Origin of the sequence: Pseudomonas sp. NPDC087690 (assembly GCF_044743175.1) — a bacterium.
GTDB lineage: Bacteria > Pseudomonadota > Gammaproteobacteria > Pseudomonadales > Pseudomonadaceae > Aquipseudomonas.
Genome location: NZ_JBIUVX010000030.1, coordinates 26,762 through 49,010 on the forward strand (window position 1 = coordinate 26,762; position 22,249 = coordinate 49,010).

At 59.6% G+C, this 22,249-nt stretch carries 22 protein-coding genes; 7 read left to right on the forward strand and 15 right to left on the reverse strand.

Translation table 11 applies throughout. The features are described 5' to 3' along the window. Window positions 1-4: 4 nt before the first annotated feature. Window positions 5-502 carry a PAAR domain-containing protein gene (locus ACIPIZ_RS22120; protein WP_253481106.1) on the reverse strand — a complete coding sequence of 166 codons (498 nt, stop codon included), beginning with the start codon at window positions 500-502 and terminating at the stop codon, window positions 5-7. 593 nt (window positions 503-1,095) lie between these two features. On the opposite strand from ACIPIZ_RS22120, the gene ACIPIZ_RS22125 reads away from it, so the two are divergent. Then, window positions 1,096-1,455: a DUF6124 family protein gene (locus tag ACIPIZ_RS22125; protein ID WP_150647687.1), complete on the forward strand. Its 360-nt coding sequence runs from the start codon at window positions 1,096-1,098 to the stop codon at window positions 1,453-1,455. 133 nt (window positions 1,456-1,588) lie between these two features. On the opposite strand, the gene ACIPIZ_RS22130 is transcribed toward ACIPIZ_RS22125, so the two are convergent. After that, window positions 1,589-2,356 carry a TerC family protein gene (locus ACIPIZ_RS22130; protein WP_034152222.1) on the reverse strand — a complete coding sequence of 256 codons (768 nt, stop codon included), beginning with the start codon at window positions 2,354-2,356 and terminating at the stop codon, window positions 1,589-1,591. A gap of 85 nt (window positions 2,357-2,441) precedes the next feature. Continuing rightward, complete coding sequence (locus tag ACIPIZ_RS22135) at window positions 2,442-3,749, reverse strand: CitMHS family transporter (protein ID WP_064389709.1); 1,308 nt, start codon at window positions 3,747-3,749, stop codon at window positions 2,442-2,444. Between the two features lie 322 nt (window positions 3,750-4,071). Here ACIPIZ_RS22135 and ACIPIZ_RS22140 point away from each other — a divergent pair, with 322 nt between their 5' ends. Next, on the forward strand, window positions 4,072-4,473 hold the full coding sequence (locus ACIPIZ_RS22140) for a GFA family protein (RefSeq protein ID WP_401167432.1): 402 nt from the start codon (window positions 4,072-4,074) through the stop codon (window positions 4,471-4,473). Here ACIPIZ_RS22140 and ACIPIZ_RS22145 read toward each other — a convergent pair whose 3' ends face one another. Next, window positions 4,474-4,800: a DOPA 4,5-dioxygenase family protein gene (locus ACIPIZ_RS22145; protein ID WP_064389707.1), complete on the reverse strand. Its 327-nt coding sequence runs from the start codon at window positions 4,798-4,800 to the stop codon at window positions 4,474-4,476. It abuts the gene before it with no gap. Between the two features lie 83 nt (window positions 4,801-4,883). On the opposite strand from ACIPIZ_RS22145, the gene ACIPIZ_RS22150 reads away from it, so the two are divergent. Next, a complete protein-coding gene (locus tag ACIPIZ_RS22150; RefSeq protein ID WP_122855370.1) occupies window positions 4,884-5,549 on the forward strand; it encodes an NAD(P)-dependent oxidoreductase in 666 nt (221 codons plus the stop codon). 71 nt (window positions 5,550-5,620) lie between these two features. On the opposite strand, the gene ACIPIZ_RS22155 is transcribed toward ACIPIZ_RS22150, so the two are convergent. Beyond that, window positions 5,621-6,571: a choline sulfate utilization transcriptional regulator gene (locus ACIPIZ_RS22155; RefSeq protein ID WP_064389705.1), complete on the reverse strand. Its 951-nt coding sequence runs from the start codon at window positions 6,569-6,571 to the stop codon at window positions 5,621-5,623. A 114-nt stretch (window positions 6,572-6,685) separates the two neighbouring features. Here ACIPIZ_RS22155 and betC point away from each other — a divergent pair, with 114 nt between their 5' ends. The 3 genes from betC (at window position 6,686) to ACIPIZ_RS22170 (ending at window position 10,975) form a co-directional block, all read left to right on the forward strand. Next, window positions 6,686-8,200 (forward strand): choline-sulfatase, encoded by a 1,515-nt coding sequence (betC, locus tag ACIPIZ_RS22160; RefSeq protein ID WP_401167437.1) that lies wholly within the window; start codon window positions 6,686-6,688, stop codon window positions 8,198-8,200. A 16-nt stretch (window positions 8,201-8,216) separates the two neighbouring features. Beyond that, entirely contained in the window at window positions 8,217-9,137 is a 921-nt protein-coding gene (gene choX, locus ACIPIZ_RS22165; RefSeq protein WP_401167439.1) for a choline ABC transporter substrate-binding protein, read from the forward strand. A gap of 269 nt (window positions 9,138-9,406) precedes the next feature. Continuing rightward, window positions 9,407-10,975, forward strand: coding sequence for a SulP family inorganic anion transporter (locus ACIPIZ_RS22170; RefSeq protein ID WP_401167441.1), 1,569 nt, complete (start codon window positions 9,407-9,409; stop codon window positions 10,973-10,975). 115 nt (window positions 10,976-11,090) lie between these two features. Here ACIPIZ_RS22170 and aroE read toward each other — a convergent pair whose 3' ends face one another. Then, the gene (gene aroE, locus ACIPIZ_RS22175) at window positions 11,091-11,912 is read right to left on the reverse strand and encodes a shikimate dehydrogenase (protein ID WP_401167443.1); all 822 of its coding nucleotides are present in this window, start codon (window positions 11,910-11,912) and stop codon (window positions 11,091-11,093) included. A gap of 9 nt (window positions 11,913-11,921) precedes the next feature. Continuing rightward, window positions 11,922-12,836: an oxygen-dependent coproporphyrinogen oxidase gene (hemF, locus tag ACIPIZ_RS22180; protein ID WP_064389700.1), complete on the reverse strand. Its 915-nt coding sequence runs from the start codon at window positions 12,834-12,836 to the stop codon at window positions 11,922-11,924. 149 nt (window positions 12,837-12,985) lie between these two features. On the opposite strand from hemF, the gene ACIPIZ_RS22185 reads away from it, so the two are divergent. Continuing rightward, window positions 12,986-13,963 carry an NADPH:quinone reductase gene (locus tag ACIPIZ_RS22185; RefSeq protein ID WP_253481114.1) on the forward strand — a complete coding sequence of 326 codons (978 nt, stop codon included), beginning with the start codon at window positions 12,986-12,988 and terminating at the stop codon, window positions 13,961-13,963. A gap of 35 nt (window positions 13,964-13,998) precedes the next feature. Here the strand turns inward: ACIPIZ_RS22185 and ACIPIZ_RS22190 are convergent, their stop codons facing one another. From ACIPIZ_RS22190 to ACIPIZ_RS22225, 8 genes are all read right to left on the reverse strand, one after another. Beyond that, window positions 13,999-15,321, reverse strand: coding sequence for a phenylacetate--CoA ligase family protein (locus ACIPIZ_RS22190; RefSeq protein WP_401167447.1), 1,323 nt, complete (start codon window positions 15,319-15,321; stop codon window positions 13,999-14,001). Continuing rightward, window positions 15,311-16,579 (reverse strand): aminotransferase class I/II-fold pyridoxal phosphate-dependent enzyme, encoded by a 1,269-nt coding sequence (locus ACIPIZ_RS22195; protein ID WP_105704760.1) that lies wholly within the window; start codon window positions 16,577-16,579, stop codon window positions 15,311-15,313. The genes ACIPIZ_RS22190 and ACIPIZ_RS22195 overlap by 11 nt, the downstream gene beginning before the upstream one ends. Beyond that, entirely contained in the window at window positions 16,576-17,670 is a 1,095-nt protein-coding gene (locus ACIPIZ_RS22200) for a DUF3419 family protein (RefSeq protein WP_163030170.1), read from the reverse strand. The genes ACIPIZ_RS22195 and ACIPIZ_RS22200 overlap by 4 nt, the downstream gene beginning before the upstream one ends. Window positions 17,671-17,712: 42 nt before the next feature. Further along, entirely contained in the window at window positions 17,713-18,447 is a 735-nt protein-coding gene (locus tag ACIPIZ_RS22205; protein ID WP_150647473.1) for an iron-containing redox enzyme family protein, read from the reverse strand. After that, complete coding sequence (locus ACIPIZ_RS22210; RefSeq protein ID WP_105704757.1) at window positions 18,425-19,093, reverse strand: hypothetical protein; 669 nt, start codon at window positions 19,091-19,093, stop codon at window positions 18,425-18,427. The genes ACIPIZ_RS22205 and ACIPIZ_RS22210 overlap by 23 nt, the downstream gene beginning before the upstream one ends. A 273-nt stretch (window positions 19,094-19,366) precedes the next feature. Then, complete coding sequence (locus ACIPIZ_RS22215; RefSeq protein ID WP_064389694.1) at window positions 19,367-19,924, reverse strand: L-threonylcarbamoyladenylate synthase; 558 nt, start codon at window positions 19,922-19,924, stop codon at window positions 19,367-19,369. A 55-nt stretch (window positions 19,925-19,979) separates the two neighbouring features. Then, a complete protein-coding gene (gene dprA / locus ACIPIZ_RS22220) occupies window positions 19,980-21,080 on the reverse strand; it encodes a DNA-processing protein DprA (protein WP_064389693.1) in 1,101 nt (366 codons plus the stop codon). Between the two features lie 80 nt (window positions 21,081-21,160). After that, on the reverse strand, window positions 21,161-22,186 hold the full coding sequence (locus ACIPIZ_RS22225) for a LysM peptidoglycan-binding domain-containing protein (RefSeq protein WP_064389692.1): 1,026 nt from the start codon (window positions 22,184-22,186) through the stop codon (window positions 21,161-21,163). Window positions 22,187-22,249: the final 63 nt, after the last annotated feature.

Here is a 22,249-nt window from a genome sequence, read left to right on the forward strand (position 1 = left end):
AAAGTCAGGCTGTCCAGCGCACGATGGCCAGGTCCGGCTGGCGCGTGGCGACGCTTTGGGTCATGCCTTTTTCGTTGGTCTGGCCTTTGACGATGCGGCCTTCGGCGGTTTCGATTTCGTAGCCTTGTGCAGCGATAGGTTCGCCATTACCGGCGCTGACGGCTTTGAATTCGATCAGCGGCTGGCCAATGATCGGCAGCGGCGGGATAAACGGCGCGGGCGTGTGCGAGCTGCCGATGATGACGTCACCGGAGCCGCCGACCACAACGCCGCCATGGCTGGCCGTGCTGTCGATGGTCATGGCGTTCTTGCCGTTGATGAACACCGTGGCGGAGAACGCGCCATTGAGGGCTTGGCCGCAGGTGCAGGTGTCGCCGAGGCGGGCGGCGGCGAGGCCGTTGATGAAGACGTCGCCAGAGCCGCTGGCAATCGGGTTGGTGCCGTGACCGGGAATGGGGCAGGTGGTCGGATCGGTGACGCGCGCGGCGGGTTTTCCAGACATGAACACTCCTTGTTTGTCGTTTGAGGCGAGCGGGGAAGCTAACGAGCGGAGCGGGGGGCGTCAACCTTTGAATCCCGTTTCAAAGGGTTGCGATGTGCCACTGTGGGGGGCTGAAAACCCTGTGGGAGCTGGCTTGCCAGCGATGACGGCGGCACTGCCGACATTGATGCTGCCTGACACGCCGCTATCGCTGGCAAGCCAGCTCCCACAGGTTTTGTGGTGATGTGGTGGAGGGTGTTAAACGCGGATTTTGCGGGGTGTTTAAGCACACGCGGTGTTACGTCAGAAAGGCTACAAAACCTTGCGCCGTTGCCTACGGCTACGCCAGAATCCGCCGGCTTGTGCGCTTCGGGGCTGGTCTCTATCGTTTGCTGGCCACTGCTCATCAGTGGTCGGGATTAGTAGCCCGGGTTGCTAGTTATTGTGCGCAAGCACCGTTGCGTCAGGCTATGCCTGATCCTGATGGTGGTTGTGCGCAGGGCATCTTCGGGTGCGCCGGAAAAGCTAGCTCCCCGGTCTACTAACCTGCGTACAGCCGCCTCCCTTCTTTTAGTAGAGAACGGCAGTGGCTTCATTTTATGGAGCAGCTGAATATGAAAAAGATAACGCCAGATCCACCGGTCACCGATCTTCCTCACCCCGACCTCGAAGCGCAAAGACTCAAACAAGCCGCCGACCGCGCCCTCGATTTCTATCTCTGTCCCGGCCTCAAACAAGACCCCGCCGCACCACGCAGACCCAGCAACATTTTCCTCATCGATCCCGCCGTGGATAACGAAACCCTGTTGGTGCACGCCTGCGAATCACTAGCGTCGGCGAGCATCATGGCCAGTGATCTGGCCGGGTTTATCGACGGACCGCAGCGCAGTTCGTTATTGGGGATTGCGCAGGTGATCATGTTGAGTGAGTTGGCGGTGAATCGGGTGCTCGACAACCTCGTTCCCCCTGCCTGAACCCAGAAACAAATGTAGGAGTGAGCCTGCTCGCGATAGGGCCGTCAGCTTCAACATTGATGTTGACTGACAGACCGCTATCGCGAGCAGGCTCACTCCTACAAGGGATGTTGCGTAATTCAGGACTACCGGATTATTGGCCCGGGATGTCCTTGCGCAGTTTCACCGGGTCTTGCTGCTGTTTCTTTTTGGCCATCGCGCCGCGCAGTTTGATGTTGATCGCCTCAACCGCCAGCGAGAACGCCATGGCGAAGTAGACGTAGCCTTTCGGTACATGCACGTCGAACGACTCGGCAATCAGCACGGTACCGACCACCAGCAGGAACGACAGCGCGAGCATCTTCAGCGACGGGTGCTTGTCGATGAACTCGCTGATCTTGCCCGAGGCCAGCATCATCACCAGCACGGCCACGACAATCGCCGCGACCATCACCGGCACGTGGGAAACCATGCCGACAGCGGTGATCACCGAATCCAGCGAGAAGACGATGTCGATGATCGCGATCTGAATGATGGTGTAGAGGAAGTTGCCGCCCTTACCGCCAGGCGTGTCGTCGCTTTCGTCTTCGCCTTCCAGCGCGTGGTACATCTCTTGCGAGCTCTTCCACAGCAGGAACAGACCACCGAAGAACAGGATCAGGTCGCGACCGGAAATGCCTTGGCCGAACACTTCGAACAGGTCGGCGGTGAGGCGCATGACCCAGGTGATCGACAGCAGCAACAGGATGCGGGTGATCATGGCCAGGCCAAGACCGAAGATCCGGGTGCGCTGCTGCATGTGTTTGGGCATGCGGCTGACCAGGATCGAAATCATGATGATGTTATCGATGCCGAGGACGATTTCCAGGGCGGTCAGGGTGAAGAAGGCAACCCAGATTTCGGGGTTGGTCAGCCATTCCATGTGTATTCCTTTGAGCGATTGTTAAACCGAAAAAGGTCCGGGCTTCAAACCGCGAAGCCAGGACCCGAAACGGTGAGTCTTGGGCTTATAGAGTGCTGAACACCGGGAAAGTCCCCAACAGCAGTGCAGCAATCAGAATGCAGATGCACACCAGGATCGCCCATTTCAGGGTGAAACGCTGGTGGTCACCGAAATCAATACCGGCCAGGGCCACCAACAGATAGGTCGATGGCACCAACGGGCTCAGCAAGTGGACGGGCTGACCGACGATCGAGGCACGGGCCATTTCCACTGCGGTGATCCCATAGTGGCTGGCGGCTTCGGCCAACACCGGCAACACGCCATAGTAGAACGCGTCGTTGGACATGAAGAAGGTGAACGGCATGCTCACCAGCGCCGTGATCACGGCCAGGTACGGGCCGAGGAAATCCGGAATCACCGCCAACAGGCTTTTCGACATCGCATCGACCATGCCGGTGCCCGACAGGATACCGGTGAAAATACCCGCCGCAAAGATCAGCCCGACCACTGCCAGCACGCTGCCGGCGTGAGCCGCGACGCGATCCTTCTGCATCTGCAGGCAAGGGTAGTTGACGATCATGGCGATACTGAACGCGACCATGAACAGCACCGGCAACGGCAGCAGGCCGGCGATCAGGGTGCACATCAGGCCGAAGGTCAGGGCGCCGTTGAACCAGATCAACTTCGGACGGCGGGCATCCGGGAATTGCGAGACGCTGATTTCGCTGTGATCGATATCATCGCCAACCAGATGCAGCTCACCGAGGCGCGCACGCTCACGTTTGCCGTAGAAGTAGGCAATCAGCAGAATCGCCACGACACCGGCAGCCATGGCCGGAATCATCGGTACGAAAATGTCCGACGGGTCGACATGCAGCGCACTCGCGGCACGGGCGGTCGGGCCGCCCCACGGGGTCATGTTCATCACGCCGCCGGCGAGAATGATCAGGCCGGCCATGATCCGCGGGCTCATGCCGATGCGGCTGTACAACGGCAGCATCGCCGCTACGCAGATCATGTAGGTGGTCGCGCCGTCACCGTCGAGGGAAACCACGAGCGCCAGGACGGCGGTGCCGACCGACACCTTCAGCGGGTCGCCCTTGACCAGTTTGAGGATCTTGCGCACGGCCGGGTCGAACAGGCCGGAGTCGATCATCAACGCGAAGTAGAGAATGGCAAACATCAGCATCACGCCGGTCGGCGCCAGTTTGGTGATGCCTTCGAGCATCATCGGGCCGATCTTCGGGGCGAAACCACCGAACAGGGCGAAGACGATCGGGATGATGATCAGAGCGATCAGCGCGGACAGGCGCTTGGTCATGATCAGGAACATGAACGTGATGACCATGGCGAAGCCAAGGAAAGTCAGCATGGGAATACTCCAGGCGTAGCGCGGCTAGTTGAGTGAGCGGATCGGGCGGGATCAGCGCAGAACGGGAAGCACAAGGCGTACGGGCGGAGTCAGAGCGAGGAGGCGGGCTACAGAGGACATCAGAATCACCATTGTTGTTGTTAATTGGGCCATTCGTGCGAGGCATCACACGCATTGGCCAACCGGTCTGTTGCCGGAAGTGAGGCGATCCTAATCGCGGAAGCTTTCAGCTACCTTTCGCTGCAGAAAGCTTTGAATGAACGGTCAACCGGCCGTCGGATGCGAACTAGAGTCAATGATTACGGGCGGGAGGACTTTGAACATGAGCCAATTGCACAGCGGTGGCTGCCATTGCGGACACATTCGTTATCAGTTCAACGGGCCGTTGCACGACATCGCCCACTGCCATTGCTCGATTTGCCGCAAGGTCAGCGGCGGGATTGTCACGACGTGGATCACCGTTCCCGCAGCGAACTTTCAATGGTTGGCCGGGACGCCGTCGCGTTATGACTCGTCGCAGAGTTGCGCGCGGTTCTTCTGTCCGAACTGCGGCGCGCAACTGGCACTGATCACGTTGCTCAGCCCCGAAAGTATCGACGTGACCATCGCCACCCTTGATCACCCTGAGCTGGCAACCGCCGAACGGCATATCTGGACGGACAGCCAGTTGCCATGGCTGCACCTGGACGCGCATCTGCCGGGCGAAGCCGAAGAAACGCTCTGATCAAAAAACAGACAAGTTCAGCGGCCGCATCGCGCCCATCCAGATCGCATGTTCGGTGTGGTCGAGCAAATCATCACCGGTGTCCGGATGCAGAAACACCACCAGGCCTTGACGATTGAGCGCCAGCCACGGCAGCACATCGCCGATCAGCTCAGGGCCGAAGGCCAATTGGCAGCTCCAGTCCGGGTGCGGGCCGACCGGGCGTTCGTGGACGCGGCCCATTTTCAAGGGGAACAACTGCGCGGCTTGTTCACACAACGCGCGCGCCTGATCGATGGAGTTGGCGTCGAAATAGACGTGGGCGTGGTAGCCCTTGATCGCTTGCATCTGAAACCCTCGGAAATCGGTTCGAACCCTCGGCGTTGCCCGTATGTCACACGCCATACAAGGGATAACAAAAGAGATCAGTCATGAAAAATGCCGAAACCCCGGCGGTAAAAGTGGTGCTCTATGGTGCCATGAGTAGCCTGGGCGGTGCGTTGATGGCTGAGTTGCTGCGCCGCCAGCATGAAGTCATCGCCATTCTCGACGATTTGACCGCACTCGCGCCGCGTCCGGGTCTGCGCACTAAAAGTGGTGATCTGTTCGATGTCGAGCGGGTCAATCAAAGCGTAGCGGGAAGCTCGGCGGTGATTTGCCTGCTGGACGCGCCGGGGTTGCCGTTCAGCAGCGATCACGTCGAACGCTCCATCGTGCTCGGCCCGGTTGAACAGGTGCTGGCGGTCGATGCGCTGGTCGATGGTCTGCAATTGGCCAATGTGACGCGGTTGTTTCTGGTGGGCGATTTTGCCGTACTCGACGAGCCGGATCTGGATGACCGCTTGCAACGTCACGCCGCTGAGGAAATCCGCGAAGCACTGCAAAGCAGTCCGCTGCAGTGGACGCTGGTCAATGCGCCGCATGGCGTGGCCGGGCTGACAATTGAGCATTTCAGCCAGGTCGGCGGCAACCTGGAGCCGGGGCTGGCCGAACCGCTGGAGCGATTGAATCGCGTGGCGGTGGGGATTGCCGATGAGCTGCGGTTGAATCTGCATGTGGGCCAGCATGTGAATTTTGTCGCGGCTTCAGATTCGTAAAAGATCGCAGCCTGCGGCGGCTCCTACATGAGATCGGTGTAGGAGCTGCCGCAGGCTGCGACTTTTGATCCTCAAACCGCAATCGAAGGCAGCGCCAGCCCACTCAAGGACTCCGCGCTGCTCGCCTGTTCCGCCATCAACCAATCGACAAACTGCTGAATCAACGCACCGCGGCGTTTGCGTTGCGGCAGCACTACGTAATAACCGAGGCGCGACAGGGTCGTTTCGGCTATGGGTCGACACAGCAAACCCTGACTCAGCAAGTTATCCACAAGGTGCCGCCAGCCGATCGCCACGCCTTGACCGCCAATCGCTGCTTGAATCAACAGCGTGTAGTTATCGAAACGCAACTGCCCCGGCGCCGGCGGTGTGGTGATGCCCAATTCGCGGAACAGACCGCTCCAGTCGAACCAGTTGCTGCTGTTTTCTCCGCGCAAATGCAGCAGCGGCAAATCCAGCAGCGCGTGAGCGGGCAGGGGCGCCGGACGTTCCTTGAGCAATTGCGGGCTGCACACCGGGAACACTTCTTCGCTGAACAGCCAATGGCTTTCACCCTGTTTAAAACGTCCATCGCCAAACAGGATCGCCACGTCGATATCCGTGCGCAGCATATTGTGATTTCGCTCACTGGTGACAAGGCTGACATCGACGTGGGGGTTGGCCTCATGGAAGCGATGCAAGCGCGGCATCAGCCAATACGCGGCGAAGGCAAAGTCGGTGGCGACTTGCAGCACCTCGTGTTGCTGTTGAGCGCTGATCGCGCTCAATCCTGCGTCGATATTCTGCAAACCAAGGGCTACCTGCTCGAACAGGATCGCGCCGACTTCGGTCAGTTCAATGCCGCGATAGATGCGATCAAACAGGCGCGTGCCCAGTTGTTCTTCCAAACGTTTGATCTGTTGACTGATAGCCGGCTGGGTGGTGCCGAGTTCAACCGACGCGGCGGTAAAACTGCGATGTCGCGCCGCCGCCTCGAAAGCACGTAACAGGTCGAGGGACAGATCACCCAAGGCTTCATACATAAGCGGTGCTTATCCTAGTCATTGCCCGGCGCGGGCTTTACCCGATACAGCATGGACTCCATGCTCGATCGCAGCAATGTCGCATAAATATTCACTATGGAATGCCGCGATCACATGAAGCGCAAGAATATTCTTTTCATCATGGCCGATCAGATGGCCGCGCCAATGTTGCCGTTTTACGGCCCTTCGCCGATCAAACTACCGAATCTTTCCCGCCTCGCCGCCCAAGGTGTGGTGTTCGATGCCGCTTATTGCAACAGCCCTTTGTGCGCGCCGTCGCGTTTCACCTTGGTCAGCGGCCAGTTGCCGAGCAAGATCGGCGCCTATGACAACGCCGCCGATTTCCCTGCCGATGTGCCGACCTACGCCCATTACCTGCGCCGTCTCGGCTACCGCACCGCACTGTCGGGCAAGATGCATTTCTGCGGCCCCGATCAGTTGCACGGCTACGAAGAACGCCTGACCAGCGACATCTATCCGGCCGATTACGGCTGGGCAGTGAACTGGGATGAGCCGGACGTAAGGCCGAGCTGGTATCACAACATGTCGTCGGTATTGCAGGCCGGGCCATGCGTGCGCACCAACCAACTCGATTTCGACGAAGAGGTGGTGTTCAAGGCCCAGCAATACTTGTTCGATCACATCCGCGAGGATGGCGATCAGCCGTTCTGCCTGACCGTGTCGATGACTCACCCGCACGACCCGTACACCATTCCCAAAGCATTCTGGGATTTGTACGACGATGCCGATATCCCGTTGCCTACAACCCCGGATCAACACGAACTCGACCCGCATTCGCAGCGACTGCTCAAGGTTTATGACCTGTGGGATAAGCCGCTGCCTGTGGATAAGATTCGCGATGCGCGTCGGGCGTACTTCGGGGCGTGCAGCTATATCGACGCCAACGTCGGCAAACTTCTGCAAACCCTCGAAGAAACCGGGCTGATCGAGGACACCATCATTGTGTTCTCCGGGGACCACGGCGACATGCTTGGCGAGAAAGGCCTCTGGTACAAAATGCACTGGTACGAAATGGCCGCCCGCGTGCCGCTGTTGATCAGTGCGCCGGGCCAGTTCGAGGCAGGCCGGGTCAGCGCTGCCGTGTCGACTGCAGACCTGCTGCCGACTTTCGTTGAACTGGCGGGCGGCACGCTGGAACCGGGTCTGCCGCTGGATGGCCGCTCCTTGGTCTCGCACTTGCAAGGGCAGGGCGGTCATGACGAAGTGTTTGGCGAATACATGGCCGAAGGCACCGTCAGCCCGTTGATGATGATCCGTCGCGGCGCCTACAAATTTATCTACAGTGAAAGCGACCCTTGCCTACTCTTCGATGTAAGCAACGACCCGCGCGAACTGGAAGAACTCAGTCAATCGCCGCAACATCGCCAACTGTTCGACGATTTTCTCGCCGAAGCGCGGGCCAAGTGGGACATTCCGGCGATCCACCGGGAAGTGCTGGCCAGCCAGCGCCGCCGCCGATTTGTTGCCGACGCGTTAACCATCGGCAAGCTGAAGAGCTGGGATCACCAGCCGCTGGTGGACGCCAGTCAGCAATACATGCGCAACCACATCGACCTCGATGATCTGGAACACAAAGCACGTTATCCACAACCCTGCCAAAACCAATAATGTTAAGGGGAAGTCCATGCGTAAGTTATCCACAGTAGTGACGGTTGGCCTGCTCGCCCTGAGCAGCGCCTCGGCATTCGCCGAGCAGAGCTGCGACACGGTGAAAATGGCCGATCCGGGTTGGAGCGACATTGCCGCGACCAACGCGATCACCGAGTTTCTGCTGGACGGCATGGGCTACAAGGCCAAAGTCGACACCCTCGCGGTGCCGATCACCTTTGGCGGGTTGAAGGACGGCCAAGTGGATGTGTTCCTCGGCAACTGGATGCCGGCGCAGCAGGGCTTCTACGACAAGTTCGTCGCCACCGGTGACGTCACGCAATTGGCGAAGAACCTCGACGGCACCGAATTCACCCTCGCCGTGCCGGACTACGTGTGGGACGCGGGCGTGCATAACTTTGCCGACCTGAACAAATACGCGGACAAGTTCGAGCGCAAAATTTACGGCATCGGTTCGGGCGCGCCGGCGAATATCTCGCTGCAGGAAATCATCAAGAAGAATGACTTCGACATGGGTCAGTGGAAGCTCATCGAATCCAGTGAACAGGCGATGCTGGCGGAAGTGTCGCGAGCGGTGAAGAAGCAGAAATTCGTCACCTTCCTCGGCTGGACCCCGCACCCGATGAACGTGCAGTTGAAAATGCATTACCTCAAGGGTGGCGAGAAGTACTTTGGCGACACCGGCAGCGTGTTTACGTTGACGCGCAAGGGCTACGCCGAGGCGTGTCCGAATGTGGGTAAATTGCTGACCAATCTGTCGTTCACTCAGGAAATGGAGAACAGCATCATGGCTGAGGTGGTGAACAAGAAGATCACTAATGCCGCGGCGGCGAAGGCGTGGATCAAGGCGAATCCGGCGGTGTTGGACAAGTGGCTGGACGGGGTGAAGACGGTAGACGGGAAGGATGCGTTGGCGGCGGTTAAGGCGAAGCTTTGATTGTGGGGTGGCTGGATGAGTGATCGGCTTGAGATTTTTGCCCCCTCACCCCAGCCCTCTCCCCCAAGGGGGCGAGGGGAAAGGGAGCCGATCGTTGTTGGATTCTAAACTTACGCTCAACTCCGAAATTGCAGGTCGGTGCATCTCCACCAAACACCTCGGTCAGTCCCCTCTCCCTCCGGGCGGTCCGACGTTTCGGGAGGGCTAGGGTGAGGGCCCTTTCCCTGTCACCCTGATAACCTTGAACAAAACCCCAACCGCGAGGACCCATGGCCTTCCCCAGCCGCCACTCTCTCTTCCCCTTCCTCACCTGGCTACCGCGACAGACCCGCGCCAGCGTCGGACGGGATCTGATCGTCGGCCTCAGCGGTGCGATTCTCGCGTTACCCCAGTCGATTGCCTACGCACTGATCGCCGGCCTGCCACCTGAATACGGTCTCTACGCCGCGATCATCCCGGTGTTGATCGCCTGTCTGTGGGGCTCATCGTGGCATTTGATCTGTGGCCCGACCGCAGCGATTTCGATTGTGCTGTACGCCAGCGTCAGCCCTTTAGCGCTGCCGGCGTCGCAGGACTACATCACCCTGATCCTGCTGCTGACTTTCCTGGCCGGAGTTTTCCAGTGGTTGCTCGGTTTGCTGCGCTTCGGCGCGCTGGTGAATTTCGTCTCGCACTCGGTGGTGCTGGGGTTCACCCTCGGCGCGGCGGTGGTGATTGCCATCGGGCAATTGCCGAACCTGCTGGGGCTGGAACTGCCGGCGCAGGCTACGGCGCTAGCGAGTCTGATGGATCTGCTGCAACACTTCCGGTCTGTGGATAAACCGTCGCTGCTGCTCGGTGTGGCGACAGTGGTCGTCGGTGTGGTGTTGAAACAATTGCTGCCGCGCTGGCCGACGCTATTGATAACCCTCGTATTGGCCAGCCTGCTGGTATGGCTGTGGCCGGCGATGTTCGGCCACGTGCATTTGGTCAGCGCATTCGTTGGGCGGTTGCCACCGTTCAGTGCGTTGCCGCTGGATCTGGATTTGATTCTGCGGTTGCTACCGAGCGCCGTGGCGGTGGGCATGCTTGGGCTGGTCACCAGCCTGTCGATTGCCCGCTCGATTTCGGCGCGGTCGCAACAGTTGCTTGATGCCAATCAGGAAGTCCGCGCGCAGGGTCTATCGAATATTGTCGGCGCGTTCTTTTCCGGGTCGTTGTCGGCGGGATCGTTTACCCGTTCGGGCTTGAGCTACGAGGCGGGCGCCTGCTCGCCGCTGGCCGGGATCTTTTCGGCGATCTGGGTGGCGTTGTTTGCGATTTTCGGCGCGGGGCTGATTTCGCATATTCCGATTCCCGCCATGGCCGGAAGCATTCTGTTGATCGCCTGGGGCTTGGTCGATCATCGCGGGATTCGTGCGTTGCTGCGGGTCAGCCGTGCGGAATTCGTGGTGATGGCGCTGACGTGCCTCGCGACCTTGCTGCTGGAACTGCAAACGGCGATTTATGCCGGCGTGCTGGCCTCACTGTTTTTCTACCTCAAGCGCACTTCGCAACCGCGTGTGCAGCATTGGCGCGACGGTGAGGACGATGTTTTACGCGTCGGCGGCTCGATCTTTTTCGGCGCCAGCCACTACCTGCAAGTGCGCCTGCAACGCATGCACGGCGAGCGGGTGGTGATCGAGGCGCAGCAGATCAACTTCATCGACTATTCGGGGGTGGAGATGCTGCATCAGGAGGCGCGGCGGTTGTTGAGTCAGAATCGCAGTTTGACGCTGCGCGGGGCGCGGCCGCAGGTGGTGGAAGAGTTGCGCAAGCTGGAAGGGCCGGAGAAATGTCCGATCCGGTTTGAGGATTGATCCAACAATAACAGCATACCCCTGTAGGAGTGAGCCTGCTCGCGATAGCGGAGTGTCAGATACACATGTTTCAACTGATACTCCGCTATCGCGAGCAGGCTCACTCCTACAAGGATTACTGGGCCAGTTGGCGGCGGAGTTCGGCCAGCACTGGCGCCGTGTCGGGTCGGACGCCCCGCCACAGGAAGAACGCCTCGGCGGCCTGCTCCGCCAACATCCCCAACCCATCCATCACCAACACCGCACCCTGCTCGCTGGCCCAGCGGCAAAACGCCGTCGGCTCTTTGCCGTACATCATGTCGTAGCACAGGGTCTTGCCCGGCTCGATCAAGCTAGGCGCAATCGGCGGTACATCACCGGTGAGGCTCGCCGAAGTGGCATTGATGATCACGTCCACCGGCTCGCGCAACCAGTCGAAACCACTGGCCGACACCGGCCCCAGATCGCAGAACAACTCGGCCAGCAGCTCAGCCTTGTCCACCGTGCGATTGGCAATGATCACCGACGCCGGCTTCTCCGCCAGCAACGGCTCCAGCGCCCCACGCACTGCACCGCCAGCACCCAGCAACAGGATGCGTTTGCCGGTCAGGCTGAACCCGGCATTCACCGTCAGATCACGCACCAGTCCGGCGCCGTCGGTGTTGTCGCCGAGCAGCGAGCCGTCGGCCAGTTTGCTCAGGGTGTTCACCGCGCCGGCCCGTTGCGCGCGAGCCGTCAGGCTGTTGGCCAGACGGTAAGCATCTTCCTTGAACGGCACGGTGACGTTGGCGCCGCGACCTTCCTGGAAAAACGCCGTGGCGCAGGCGGAGAAGTCGTCGAGCGGCGCCAGCAGCGTGCTGTAGTCGAGACTCTGGCCGGTCTGTTCAGCGAACAGCTTGTGAATCATCGGCGATTTGCTGTGGCCGATCGGGTTACCGAAAACGACGTAACGATCCATCAGCAATCCTCAGGCCTCGGCCAGCCAGTCGCGATCTTGCAGGAAATATTCGGTCAGGCGCGCTTCTTCGCTGCCCGGCTCAGCCTTCCAGTCGTAGCCCCAGCGCACTTGCGGCGGCAGCGACATCAGAATCGATTCGGTACGCCCGCCCGATTGCAGACCGAACAGCGTGCCGCGGTCGTAGACCAGGTTGAATTCGACGTAGCGGCCACGGCGAAATTCCTGGAATTCACGCTGTTGAGCGCTGAACGCATCGTTTTTGCGTCGTTGCACGATCGGCAGATAAGCGTCGATGTAAGCGTCACCGATGGCGCGCATGAAAGCGAAGCTGGTATCGAAGTCCCACTCGTTCAGGTCATCGAAAAACAGACCGCCGATGCCGCGCGGTTCGTGGCGATGCTTGATGTGGAAGTAGGTGTCGCACCAGGCTTTGTAGCGCGGGTAGACGTCCGCGCCGAACGGCGCGCAGGCCTGTTCGGCGACGCGGTGCCAGTGGATGCAGTCTGCTTCGTTGCCGTAATACGGGGTCAGGTCGAAGCCGCCGCCGAACCACCAGACCGGCTCTTCACCTTCCTTCTCGGCGATGAAAAAGCGCACGTTGGCGTGGGACGTCGGCACATGCGGGTTGTGTGGGTGAATCACCAGCGACACGCCGAGGGCTTCAAAACCGCGACCGGCCAATTCCGGGCGATGGGCGCTCGCGGACGGTGGCAGACCGCTGCCGAAGACGTGGGAGAAGTTGACGCCGCCCTTTTCGATCAGCGTGCCGTTCTCGATCACGCGGGTGCGACCGCCACCGCCAGCGGGCCGGGTCCAGGCGTCTTCGACGAAGCGCGTGCCGCCGTCTTCGAGTTCGAGTGCGGCGCAGATGCGGTCTTGCAGGTCGAGCAGATAGGCCTTTACGGCGTCGGTGCGGGTCGTCATGGCTTCACCTTGAATCGGGCGGCGCCCCGCGGGCGGGCGACGCAAATGGGCGCGTAGCATACCACCGCAGACTAACGCGCCGCAGTTGACGAAGATCAAGCATGGGAGTTGGATAGGGGGCTCACGAAAGACCCAAGGAGAGCAGGCAGATGGCAAAGCGTATCCAGTTCCGCGCCCACGGCGGCCCCGAAGTGCTCGAATATGTTGACTACGAACCCGCTACCCCCGGCCCGAATCAGGTGCGTGTGGCCAACAAGGCCATCGGCCTGAACTTCATTGATACCTATTACCGCAGCGGCCTTTACGCGCCGCCAGCCTTGCCGTCCGGCCTGGGTGCTGAAGGTGCGGGCATCGTCGATGCCGTGGGCAGCGACGTCACCCGGTTCAAAGTCGGTGATCGCGTCGCCTTTGGCAGCGGCCCATTGGGCGCTTACAGCGAGTTGCACGTTTTGCCCCAAGACAATCTGGTGCACCTGCCCGACGAAATCAGTTTCGAAACGGCTGCCGGGGTCATGCTCAAAGGCCTGACCGTGCAATATCTGCTGCGCCAGACCTATGAGCTCAAGGGTGGCGAAACCATTCTGTTCCATGCCGCTGCCGGGGGTGTCGGTTCACTGGCCTGCCAATGGGCCAAGGCACTGGGCGTGAAGCTGATTGGCACCGTAAGTTCCAAAGAGAAAGCCGAACTGGCCAAGGCCAACGGGGCGTGGGCGACGATCGATTACAGCCACGAAAACGTTGCGCAGCGCGTGCTGGAATTGACCGATGGCAAGAAAGTCCCGGTGGTCTATGACGGTGTTGGCAAGGACACTTGGCTGACTTCCCTCGACAGCGTTTCGCCGCGCGGCCTGGTGGTGAGCTTCGGCAATGCCTCGGGTGCGGTGGACGGCGTGAACCTGGGTATTCTGGCCGCCAAGGGTTCGCTCTACGTGACCCGGCCGACCCTGGCGACTTATGCCAACAATGCCGAGAATCTGCAGCGGATGGCCGATGAATTGTTCGAGATGATCATCAGCGGCAAGTTGAAGGTGGACATCAGCCAGCGTTACCCACTGGCTGATGCGGCGAAGGCGCAAACCGAATTGTCGGCACGGCGCACCACCGGCTCCACCGTCCTGCTGCCCTGACACGTAGCCAGCCAACGAAGCCCCCGGACGAGTCGTCATGACTCGCCCGAGGCGCCTCGCAACTCAACGAAGAACGGCGTTTTGCCGGCCACGGTGGTTTCAAAGTCACCCCGAGCCAGACGCCGCACCTGCAAGCCCAGCACACCTGGCAGTCCGAGCAATGCGCTCGCTTGCGCCTCGTTGCGCAAAGCCCCTTCGATAATGCGTTCTGCACCGGCCGGCAATCGCTCCTGCGCGATGAGCAGCCACATGTGCGCGCCGTCGGCCTGTCGATCGATTTGCACCTGCACATCCGATGCATGCAGTTCGGGCAACGCCTCTGCGAGCACGCTCAGAACCTGTTTCTGAGTGATGAGCGCACCGCCCAGCTTGATCGAGCTCTCGACTCGCCCCTCCAGCTCCAGTATTGGCAGAGCGCTGCCACAGGCACAGTTCGATTGCCTGCCCAGGAGTCGGCCACGGTCGCCAATGCGGTACCGCAGCAACGGCACCTGATCGGGCAGCAAAGGGGTCAGCAGAAACTCGCCGGTTTCACCGTCGGCCAGCGCTCGCAGGCTGACGGGATCAACCACTTCAAGCAGCATCGCATCCGCGTGCAGATGGTAGAAACCATGTTCGAGGTGCGCACACTGGAAGCCGATCGGCCCGGTCTCCGTCGAGCTATAGCCCAACGACCGTATGCTCAAGGCCGGCCAGTCCCGGGCCAGTTGTTCACGCAGGGGCTGACGGCAGGGTTCGCCAATGTAGTAGAGCCATCTCAGACTGCTCAACTGCGCCTTATCGACATCGGCATGATTGAACAGTGCCGCCGCAAAAGAGGGGGTGCAGATCAGTGCATCGGCCGCTTGTGACTGAATCAACCCGGCTATGCGCTGAACGCCCATCAGTGCGCCTGCAGGCAGCAGGCGCGCGCCGATGTGCTGGACGATGGCCGCCGCGTATTGAAAGGCACCCTGCATTTCACCGGGCGTGAGGCAATTAATGACGACACGGGGATGCTCATCGGTCGCAGCGAACATCCGCGCCCCAAGGGGCACGATGCTTTCGTTGAATGCCCAGGAATGGGTAATGTGCTTGCGGTTACCGGTGCTGCCACCCGAGGTCAGGGTCAGCCCGCCACCCGGCGCACGGTGTGACGCTGCGCCGAGTTGGGTAAACAGCAAGCCACCCTGTTCGTCCTCCACAGCCAGGATCGGAAGCCGATGCAGATCCTCTGCGGTCTGTACGTGCCGAATCTGCGGATACAACGTGCAGAACCATGGCAGGGATCGCGCATGGGCCAACTTTCTCGTGAAGGCTTCTGTCGCTGCCGCGTGAATGGCGTTCGAACTGGCCTGCCTCATAGGATCACTGCGCATGCCGCGGCTCTCCCTGACGAATGCCCAGTTCGGCGAACCCGTCGTTGACGACACTGGCCAGATGTTCCAACTGGGCGTGGCTGTGATTCGCACTGATGGCCAGCCGCAGTATGGCTTCACCCTTGGCTACCACCGGAAACAAGGCAGTGGTGACCGCGATGGCGTGCCGACGCAGGTGCAACGCCAGGTTGATGGCGTCACGCTCGGCGCCGACCCGGACAAAACGTATGGGTGAAGCAATCTGGTGATTGCCCAGCACCGGCCCGAGCAGGTCATCAATTACCGCCACGTTTCGCCATAGCGAGGCCTGCAACCGGCCTAGTTGTGCAGAAAGATGAATATTGGCCGAGGCGACGGCCGCGCCGACACCGCCCATGGACAGTGGCCCACCGAAGGTATAAGTCGAGGCATGGCGCCGAATCAGCTCGGCATCCGCCGCGGTCAGCACAGTAATCGCACCGCCGGTTGCACCGAAGGCCTTGGACAACGACGACAGCAGGATCAAACGAGCGCGCAACGGCTCAGTGGCAGCAACAAGGGCATAGCCGCCTCCGGCCTCGCCATGGATCGACGTGCCGTGAGCGTCATCCGCATAGAGGTAACCCTCAAAGCGCTCAGCCAGTTGCAGCAATCGATTAACGGGATAAAGCCCGCGCATCGAGCCAATGCTGTCAGTCAGGATGATGGGCGTATTGCCTGCAGCGACAGCGATGGAGCAGGCGTCTTCGACTTGCTGAAGATCACTGCAATCGCAGCGCTGGACCGGGCCGAACTGCCACAGGATGCCTTGCAGCACTTGCATCGAGGCATGGGCGGCGCGGTCAACGATCCAGCCTGGGCCGCGCCGCAAGGGATACGATGGCAACTCGCCGGAGCCCAGCAGTGGCAGACAACCCAGATGAGCGCTGCCCACCGAGTTGAACGTCACCGTATGCCCCTGGAATATGCGGTTCAACTGCTCATCGAGTTCACGCATCGGCGGCAGCAGCGCTCGGGTCCGGGCGGCCGCGAACTGCACACCGAAAGACTCGACGGCTTGCACTGCGCCTTGAATCAGACGGGGATCGCTCTCCAGGCCCAGATAGGAGCATGAAAGAAACTCGGTCAACTGTTCGCCATTGCCCAACTCTATGACCTTGCCCTCGCGCTTCACCAGCTGCAGGCCATTGAGCCCGGCATCGAACAGTTGCTGCTGATCGTCACGCGCCTGACGAACGCGGTTCTTGACCCAATTGACGGTCGGATGAGGTGTATTCATCGAGATACCTGCACAGATGAGGTATGGCGGTACACCTGTACTCGCCAGAGTTGGGTTTTTTCGCGTGCGATGGCGTCCTGATACTGCATGGTAACGTCGCAGAAGCCTTTGCTATCGGGCCTGACCACATGCAAATGGCCGCGAATGACCGTCAGCGCATGCGTGCTCAAGGCAGGCTGGATTCGCTGCAGGACACGGCTGCTGTCGGCTGGGGGCAAGAATGAAGTCACGTCGGAAAGCGAGACAAAATCGACATCCCTGCACCTGGCAACGCAGTCGAAAATATCCCCCTGCACCACGCTCAACTCGCACACCTGAAGTGCCTTGCGAGCCTGTCGGAAAACCTGCGGATCACACTCAAGCGGCAAGCCTTGCGGATATCGCAGTTCACCGAAAAACAGCATTTGCAGGAAAAAGCTTTCGCGCACGACCTGCGTGGTAAACAAGGTATGGAAAATACCCAGATACACCTCGCGGGAACTGACACCCAGGTTGTTGCGAGGAAATGCCCCGCGGTACAGCAGCGAATTCAGCACCGCTGCATTTCCCAACAAGGCGACCACAGCCTTCCAGCGTTTGAGAGGGAAATGGCTTGAGTAATACGCCGCTTGCTCGCCCAGGTCGTCGCACTGGAAAATCGCTCGGCCGGCCTTACCGGTGAACAGTCCGTTGATCTTTGCCAATCGCTGCAGGGTCTGCTCGAAGGCCCCCATGTAAACCGGTGCCTGCCAATGACGGGAATGAAACAGGTCCGCCAGCCAGTGACGATCCGCCGAGGGCAGGTCCAGTTGCTGAAAAATGGACTGGCGCCTTATCGCCGAAGTCCCCGATCGGTAACCCATGAAGTCCATGAATGAATCGTGATCGGTCTGCGCCAGCAAGGCAAAACGCAAGCGGGTAAAGGCCAGTTGTGGCGCACTGATATCCACGCAAGTCATGCGGGCCGGACTGCGGGCCAGCAACGGCAGAACGCGACCACCACAACCGGCAACGCCCGCCACGTGCCGGGCATGCTCGGGCAGAATCGAGTACTCGAGCGCCGTGTCTTCATCCCCCAGCGCGTAGTTCAATCGCTTGAAGTATTCAGCCATCACAACCTCCACGTACCCATCCCGGGAACGCACTTGAGGGCATCATGATTTATCCAGGGCATGAAGGAATTCATACCGCGGCGCGCGGCCGTTTTGCCAGGCCTCATACTGCTTGTAAACCGCCTCAAGCATGTTGCCGGTCAGGCGCAGACTGGTTTCCATCACGGTGGCAATGGCATCCCAGTCAGCCTGGTGCTTGCAGGTGCGTTGCAGGATCAATTTGATCTCGTTGAAATGCTCGACATCGATATCTGAGTGAGCAATGAAGAACGTCAGCTGTGCTGGCTTCAGAGCCAGTGTTTCACTCAGTTTGTCGATCAGCGGAGTAATGAAGTGATAGGCGTTTTCCGCCCAGTAACTGTATCCAAGCCGCTGTAACGGATTACCGGTAAAAGAAATCCAGTACAAATACGCAATCAGTACCTCAGTTTCAGGAAGTGCCGACGGTATATCAAAGCTTTCATTTTTCAAACCCAGACTCATAACATCATGCAGAGCCATTTTTTCATGACCGACTTCTTGCGCCGCATGTTCAAAACAGAACTTTGCATATACCGGATTATCAGCATGTCGCACGCCGACAAGGCCCTGGTTTCGTGCATTGTGCGCGGTGTAATGAAACGTCTCGATCATATAGATCGCATATAACGCTTTGGAGACACTGGCTTCGCGGATGGCCTTGACCAACCGGGAATTATCCAGAATATCGGCCCAAGCCTTTTCAATTCGCTGATCAAGCACAATCAACTGTTGTTCAAAACTGACGGACGCATTCATTGTGAGTCTCCGGGTAATTGGCGTTAATGGGGCAGGGCTGTTGAAGCGCGGTAAGGATTTGCCGCCATTCGGCAGACAACAGCCAGTAATCACCACGAGCGCGTTGTTCGATATGCACTGAGCTTGAGGTGAGCGGCGTCAGGCCGAAACGCTGGAACAGACGTCGTTGAGGTGGTCTGCACAAAGCGGTAACGCCTTGATACCCGCGATCGATCGCCCATTCGGTGGCGGCAGCCAGCAGCGCATTGATCGGTACCGGCCGGTGTTGCTGCGAATGGGTAATCAGGCGACTGAACTCGACATGACGCGCCAGCGCCACGGTCGGCGAGACATACTGATGGGCCAGCGATGCCCATTCGAACGGCGAGGGGGTCACTCTTAATACCGCCGTCAGTTGATCGCGCTGGTACAACAGAAAATGCGTGCTGCGCGATGAAATCGCCAGCTTCGTTTCAAGTGCCCTGGCTCTGGAAGTCAGCATGTAATGCTTTAACCGCAGACGAAACTGGCGGCCGATGAATCGTTCAAACTCGCTGATGTCTGCTCCCGTATCGAGAATAGCGATTCGATAATCAGCATGTTGCTTGTTCAGCGTTTCCTGAAGCCCCTGCAGATAGTCCTTGAGTTGTAAATTCGTAGTGTCCATTCCTTCTCCGCAGACGTTAACTTATCGAAGTTTCCTGAGCGCATTGAAATAATGGATGCTTTTGGAAATATCGCCACTGCGCGACTTCTGATAATGACGTGGGAAAAGTTACTGAAACTTCTTGTTTATAGATTTTATCTGACACACGAAGAACCAATATAAACAACATATTGTTTAACTTGCGCGACAGATCCAGGGATAAATCGCAGGCGGACGAAAAACTCCTCGTCTATGCAGTCGAGGAGTTCGCAAGCCCATCAGGTAGAAATCGGGTCAGTCGGGACGAATGACCTTACCGGTTGCAAGATCACGTATGACGCTAGGGTTTTTCCGTCCGCCGAGGCTACCGCCCAGCACCAGATCAACCTGCCCACGGAAATATTGCTCAACCCGTAAACGCGTACGCGCCGCCGGGCGTCCCTGTGGGTTGGCCGAGGTTGAAATCAACGGCCCGACCATCGAACACAAGTCGCGCACCTGCGGGTGATCACTGACGCGCAGCGCTACGGTGTCGTGCATGCCGGTGACCCATTCCGGCAACAAGCCCTGATGCGGCACCAGCCAGGTGTTCGGCCCCGGCCAGGTGCTGGCCATGCGGTCGATCCACTCTTGCGGGAAGTCCTCGAACAGGAAGTCGAACTGGCGAATGTTGTCGGCGACCAGAATCAGGCCTTTGACCACCGAACGATTCTTGATCGCCAGCAGCCGATCCACCGCTTCTTCATTCCACGGGTCGCAACCCAGCCCCCAGACGGCTTCGGTTGGATAGGCAATCACCGCCCCGGCGCGAATCTCTCGTGCGGCTTGTTGCACACGCCAACTGTTGACCATGAAAAAACTCTCCGCAAACAGGTTTCGCGCAGTTTACCGATCTTCCTTGTAAAACCTAGCTCGTCCTGGCCAACCAGCGACCGTTTTCGCACACGGCGCGACCATCCATTTCCAGTTCGGTGAGCGCCGCCAGCACTTTGGGTAGCCCCCAGCCGCTGCTGCCGGCCAAGGCTTCGCTGGTGTGCGGCGCGGCGTGGAGCAGGGCGAGCAAGGGGTGATCGGCTTTTGGTGTGTCTGTGGACAACGGTAAATGCTGCCAGCCACGCAACGCTTCGAGGATGTGCTCGATGGTTTCCACCAACACCGCGCCGTCACGGATCAACTGGTGGCAGCCTCGCGCGCCGGGGTGATGGATGGAGCCTGGAATCGCATACACCTCGCGTCCCTGTTCCGCCGCCAGGCGCGCGGTAATCAATGAACCACTGGCGACGCTGGCCTCGACTACCAGCACGCCGAGGGACAAACCGCTGATGATCCGGTTACGCCGTGGGAAGTTGCTCGGCGTCGGCCCGGCGTCCAGCGGAAACTCTGAAACCACCGCGCTGCCCGAGGCGATCATCGCGTCTGCCAAGCGCCGATTACGCTGTGGATAAAAGTTTTCCAGCCCGGTGCCCAGCACACCGATGGTCAACCCGCCGACATCCAACGCGGCTTGATGCGCGGCGGCATCAATGCCCAGCGCCAAACCACTGTTAATCACAAAACCCGCTCCGGCGAGGCTGCGGGAAAACGCGGTCGCCGTGTCCATTCCCGGACGCGAGGCGCGGCGGCTACCGACCATCGCCAGTTGCGGATTTTCCAGAATCAGCGGATCGCCAGCGACAAACAGCAACGGCGGCGGATCGGGAATCTGCGCCAGCAGCGCCGGGTAATCCGCCTGATCCCACATCAACAAATGATGCCCCGGGCGCTCTAGCCAGCGCATTGCGTGGCTGGCACCGTCACGCACGTCAGGGCAACGCCGCGCGTCGGCACTCGACGCCGGCATGCCCAGGGATCGCCAGGCGCTGGCCGGGGCGCTGATGGCTTTCGACGCCGAGCCAAAGGCTTCGAGCAATTTGCTAAAACGCTTGGGGCCGATTTCCGGCAAGCGGTGCAGGCGCAGGCGCGCTTCCAGTTCCGCAGGGGAAACTGGTGTGCAGGCAGACATCATCATGGATCATCCTTGATCGTTATAAGCCCCGAACCATTCGGAACAAGCTGTGGATAACTCTGTTGGTAACTTGTGAAGCCTGCTTACGGATTTCGCACCTTGTCGAGCACCGCCAGCGAGCGCGATGCGTTGAGCACGAGGCCGTAACTGAGCTTGTCGTAGGTGCGGAATACCATCAGCAAACCGGCGCGTTCATCGGGAATTTTCAGCGGCTGGCCAGTGATACGGTCGCGCACGGTTTCGCCGGTTTTCATCACCACCAGCACGTTGCCTTCAGCCAGACCGTCGCGCTTGCCCTTGTTCAGGGTGACCACATCCATCACGCCGATCTGGGTGACGCCACGCGGCACGTCGATGATTACGCCGTTGATCTTGCTGGTCGGTGCGCTGGGCATGAAGGTCGAGTTGATCGAACGCTCTTCGCCGCTGAACAAGCGGTCACCGAGGCGCACTTCCTGGGTGGTACGTTGCAGCGCCAGGGTGGCGACGTCACCCTCGGTGGCGACAATTTCACCGCCTCCAATGTCGTCGGCGTTGATCCCGAGAAACTCCTTGGTCTCAGGATCGGTGTAGACCTTGCCCTGACGGAAGATCCCGTAGACCGGTTGATTCGGGTCGAAATGGCCGCGGGCGAAAATGCGGTCGCCGGTGCCGCTGAGCACACGTTCGGCATCGCCAGCGACAATGTATGGCGCCTTGTCGAAGTCTTCAGCCTTGTCGACGATGCGGTTGCTCAGCAGAAAACTGTTGATGGATTTCAGCGGAATGCTCGGAATCGCCTCGGCCATAGGGCTGGTGCGGATTCGTGGCGAGAGCTTGATGGTCCCACGCGACTCGCCGCGATTCAGGGTCAGACGCGGCTGGCCGTCGACATAACTGAGCGTCAGCGTGTCGCCGGGATAGATCAGGTTGGGGTTTTCGATTTGCGGATTGGCCCGCCACAGCTGTGGCCACTGCCAGGGCTCGCGCAGGTATTTGCCGGATATGTCCCAGAGTGTGTCCCCCGAAACCACCGTGTATTGCTGTGGAAAACCTTCCCTGAGTTGCACTTGCCCTTGCGCCACGCCAGCCGAAGCCAACAGCAGCAGGGCGAGTAGTGTTTTCCTCATGCAGTGAATCCCTTTATCATGTGCATTCGCGTGAACCGTCAGAGCCCCCGTGGCTCGCTTGTG

Bases quoted from the DNA above. Each gene is read 5' to 3' on its own strand.
- ACIPIZ_RS22120 (WP_253481106.1), bottom strand. From the start codon at position 502: ATGTCTGGAAAACCCGCCGCGCGCGTCACCGATCCGACCACCTGCCCC.
- ACIPIZ_RS22125 (WP_150647687.1), top strand. From the start codon at position 1,096: ATGAAAAAGATAACGCCAGATCCACCGGTCACCGATCTTCCTCACCCC.
- ACIPIZ_RS22130 (WP_034152222.1), bottom strand. From the start codon at position 2,356: ATGGAATGGCTGACCAACCCCGAAATCTGGGTTGCCTTCTTCACCCTG.
- ACIPIZ_RS22135 (WP_064389709.1), bottom strand. From the start codon at position 3,749: ATGCTGACTTTCCTTGGCTTCGCCATGGTCATCACGTTCATGTTCCTG.
- ACIPIZ_RS22140 (WP_401167432.1), top strand. From the start codon at position 4,072: ATGAGCCAATTGCACAGCGGTGGCTGCCATTGCGGACACATTCGTTAT.
- ACIPIZ_RS22145 (WP_064389707.1), bottom strand. From the start codon at position 4,800: ATGCAAGCGATCAAGGGCTACCACGCCCACGTCTATTTCGACGCCAAC.
- ACIPIZ_RS22150 (WP_122855370.1), top strand. From the start codon at position 4,884: ATGAAAAATGCCGAAACCCCGGCGGTAAAAGTGGTGCTCTATGGTGCC.
- ACIPIZ_RS22155 (WP_064389705.1), bottom strand. From the start codon at position 6,571: ATGTATGAAGCCTTGGGTGATCTGTCCCTCGACCTGTTACGTGCTTTC.
- betC (WP_401167437.1), top strand. From the start codon at position 6,686: ATGAAGCGCAAGAATATTCTTTTCATCATGGCCGATCAGATGGCCGCG.
- choX (WP_401167439.1), top strand. From the start codon at position 8,217: ATGCGTAAGTTATCCACAGTAGTGACGGTTGGCCTGCTCGCCCTGAGC.
- ACIPIZ_RS22170 (WP_401167441.1), top strand. From the start codon at position 9,407: ATGGCCTTCCCCAGCCGCCACTCTCTCTTCCCCTTCCTCACCTGGCTA.
- aroE (WP_401167443.1), bottom strand. From the start codon at position 11,912: ATGGATCGTTACGTCGTTTTCGGTAACCCGATCGGCCACAGCAAATCG.
- hemF (WP_064389700.1), bottom strand. From the start codon at position 12,836: ATGACGACCCGCACCGACGCCGTAAAGGCCTATCTGCTCGACCTGCAA.
- ACIPIZ_RS22185 (WP_253481114.1), top strand. From the start codon at position 12,986: ATGGCAAAGCGTATCCAGTTCCGCGCCCACGGCGGCCCCGAAGTGCTC.
- ACIPIZ_RS22190 (WP_401167447.1), bottom strand. From the start codon at position 15,321: ATGCGCAGTGATCCTATGAGGCAGGCCAGTTCGAACGCCATTCACGCG.
- ACIPIZ_RS22195 (WP_105704760.1), bottom strand. From the start codon at position 16,579: ATGAATACACCTCATCCGACCGTCAATTGGGTCAAGAACCGCGTTCGT.
- ACIPIZ_RS22200 (WP_163030170.1), bottom strand. From the start codon at position 17,670: ATGGCTGAATACTTCAAGCGATTGAACTACGCGCTGGGGGATGAAGAC.
- ACIPIZ_RS22205 (WP_150647473.1), bottom strand. From the start codon at position 18,447: ATGAATGCGTCCGTCAGTTTTGAACAACAGTTGATTGTGCTTGATCAG.
- ACIPIZ_RS22210 (WP_105704757.1), bottom strand. From the start codon at position 19,093: ATGGACACTACGAATTTACAACTCAAGGACTATCTGCAGGGGCTTCAG.
- ACIPIZ_RS22215 (WP_064389694.1), bottom strand. From the start codon at position 19,924: ATGGTCAACAGTTGGCGTGTGCAACAAGCCGCACGAGAGATTCGCGCC.
- dprA (WP_064389693.1), bottom strand. From the start codon at position 21,080: ATGATGATGTCTGCCTGCACACCAGTTTCCCCTGCGGAACTGGAAGCG.
- ACIPIZ_RS22225 (WP_064389692.1), bottom strand. From the start codon at position 22,186: ATGAGGAAAACACTACTCGCCCTGCTGCTGTTGGCTTCGGCTGGCGTG.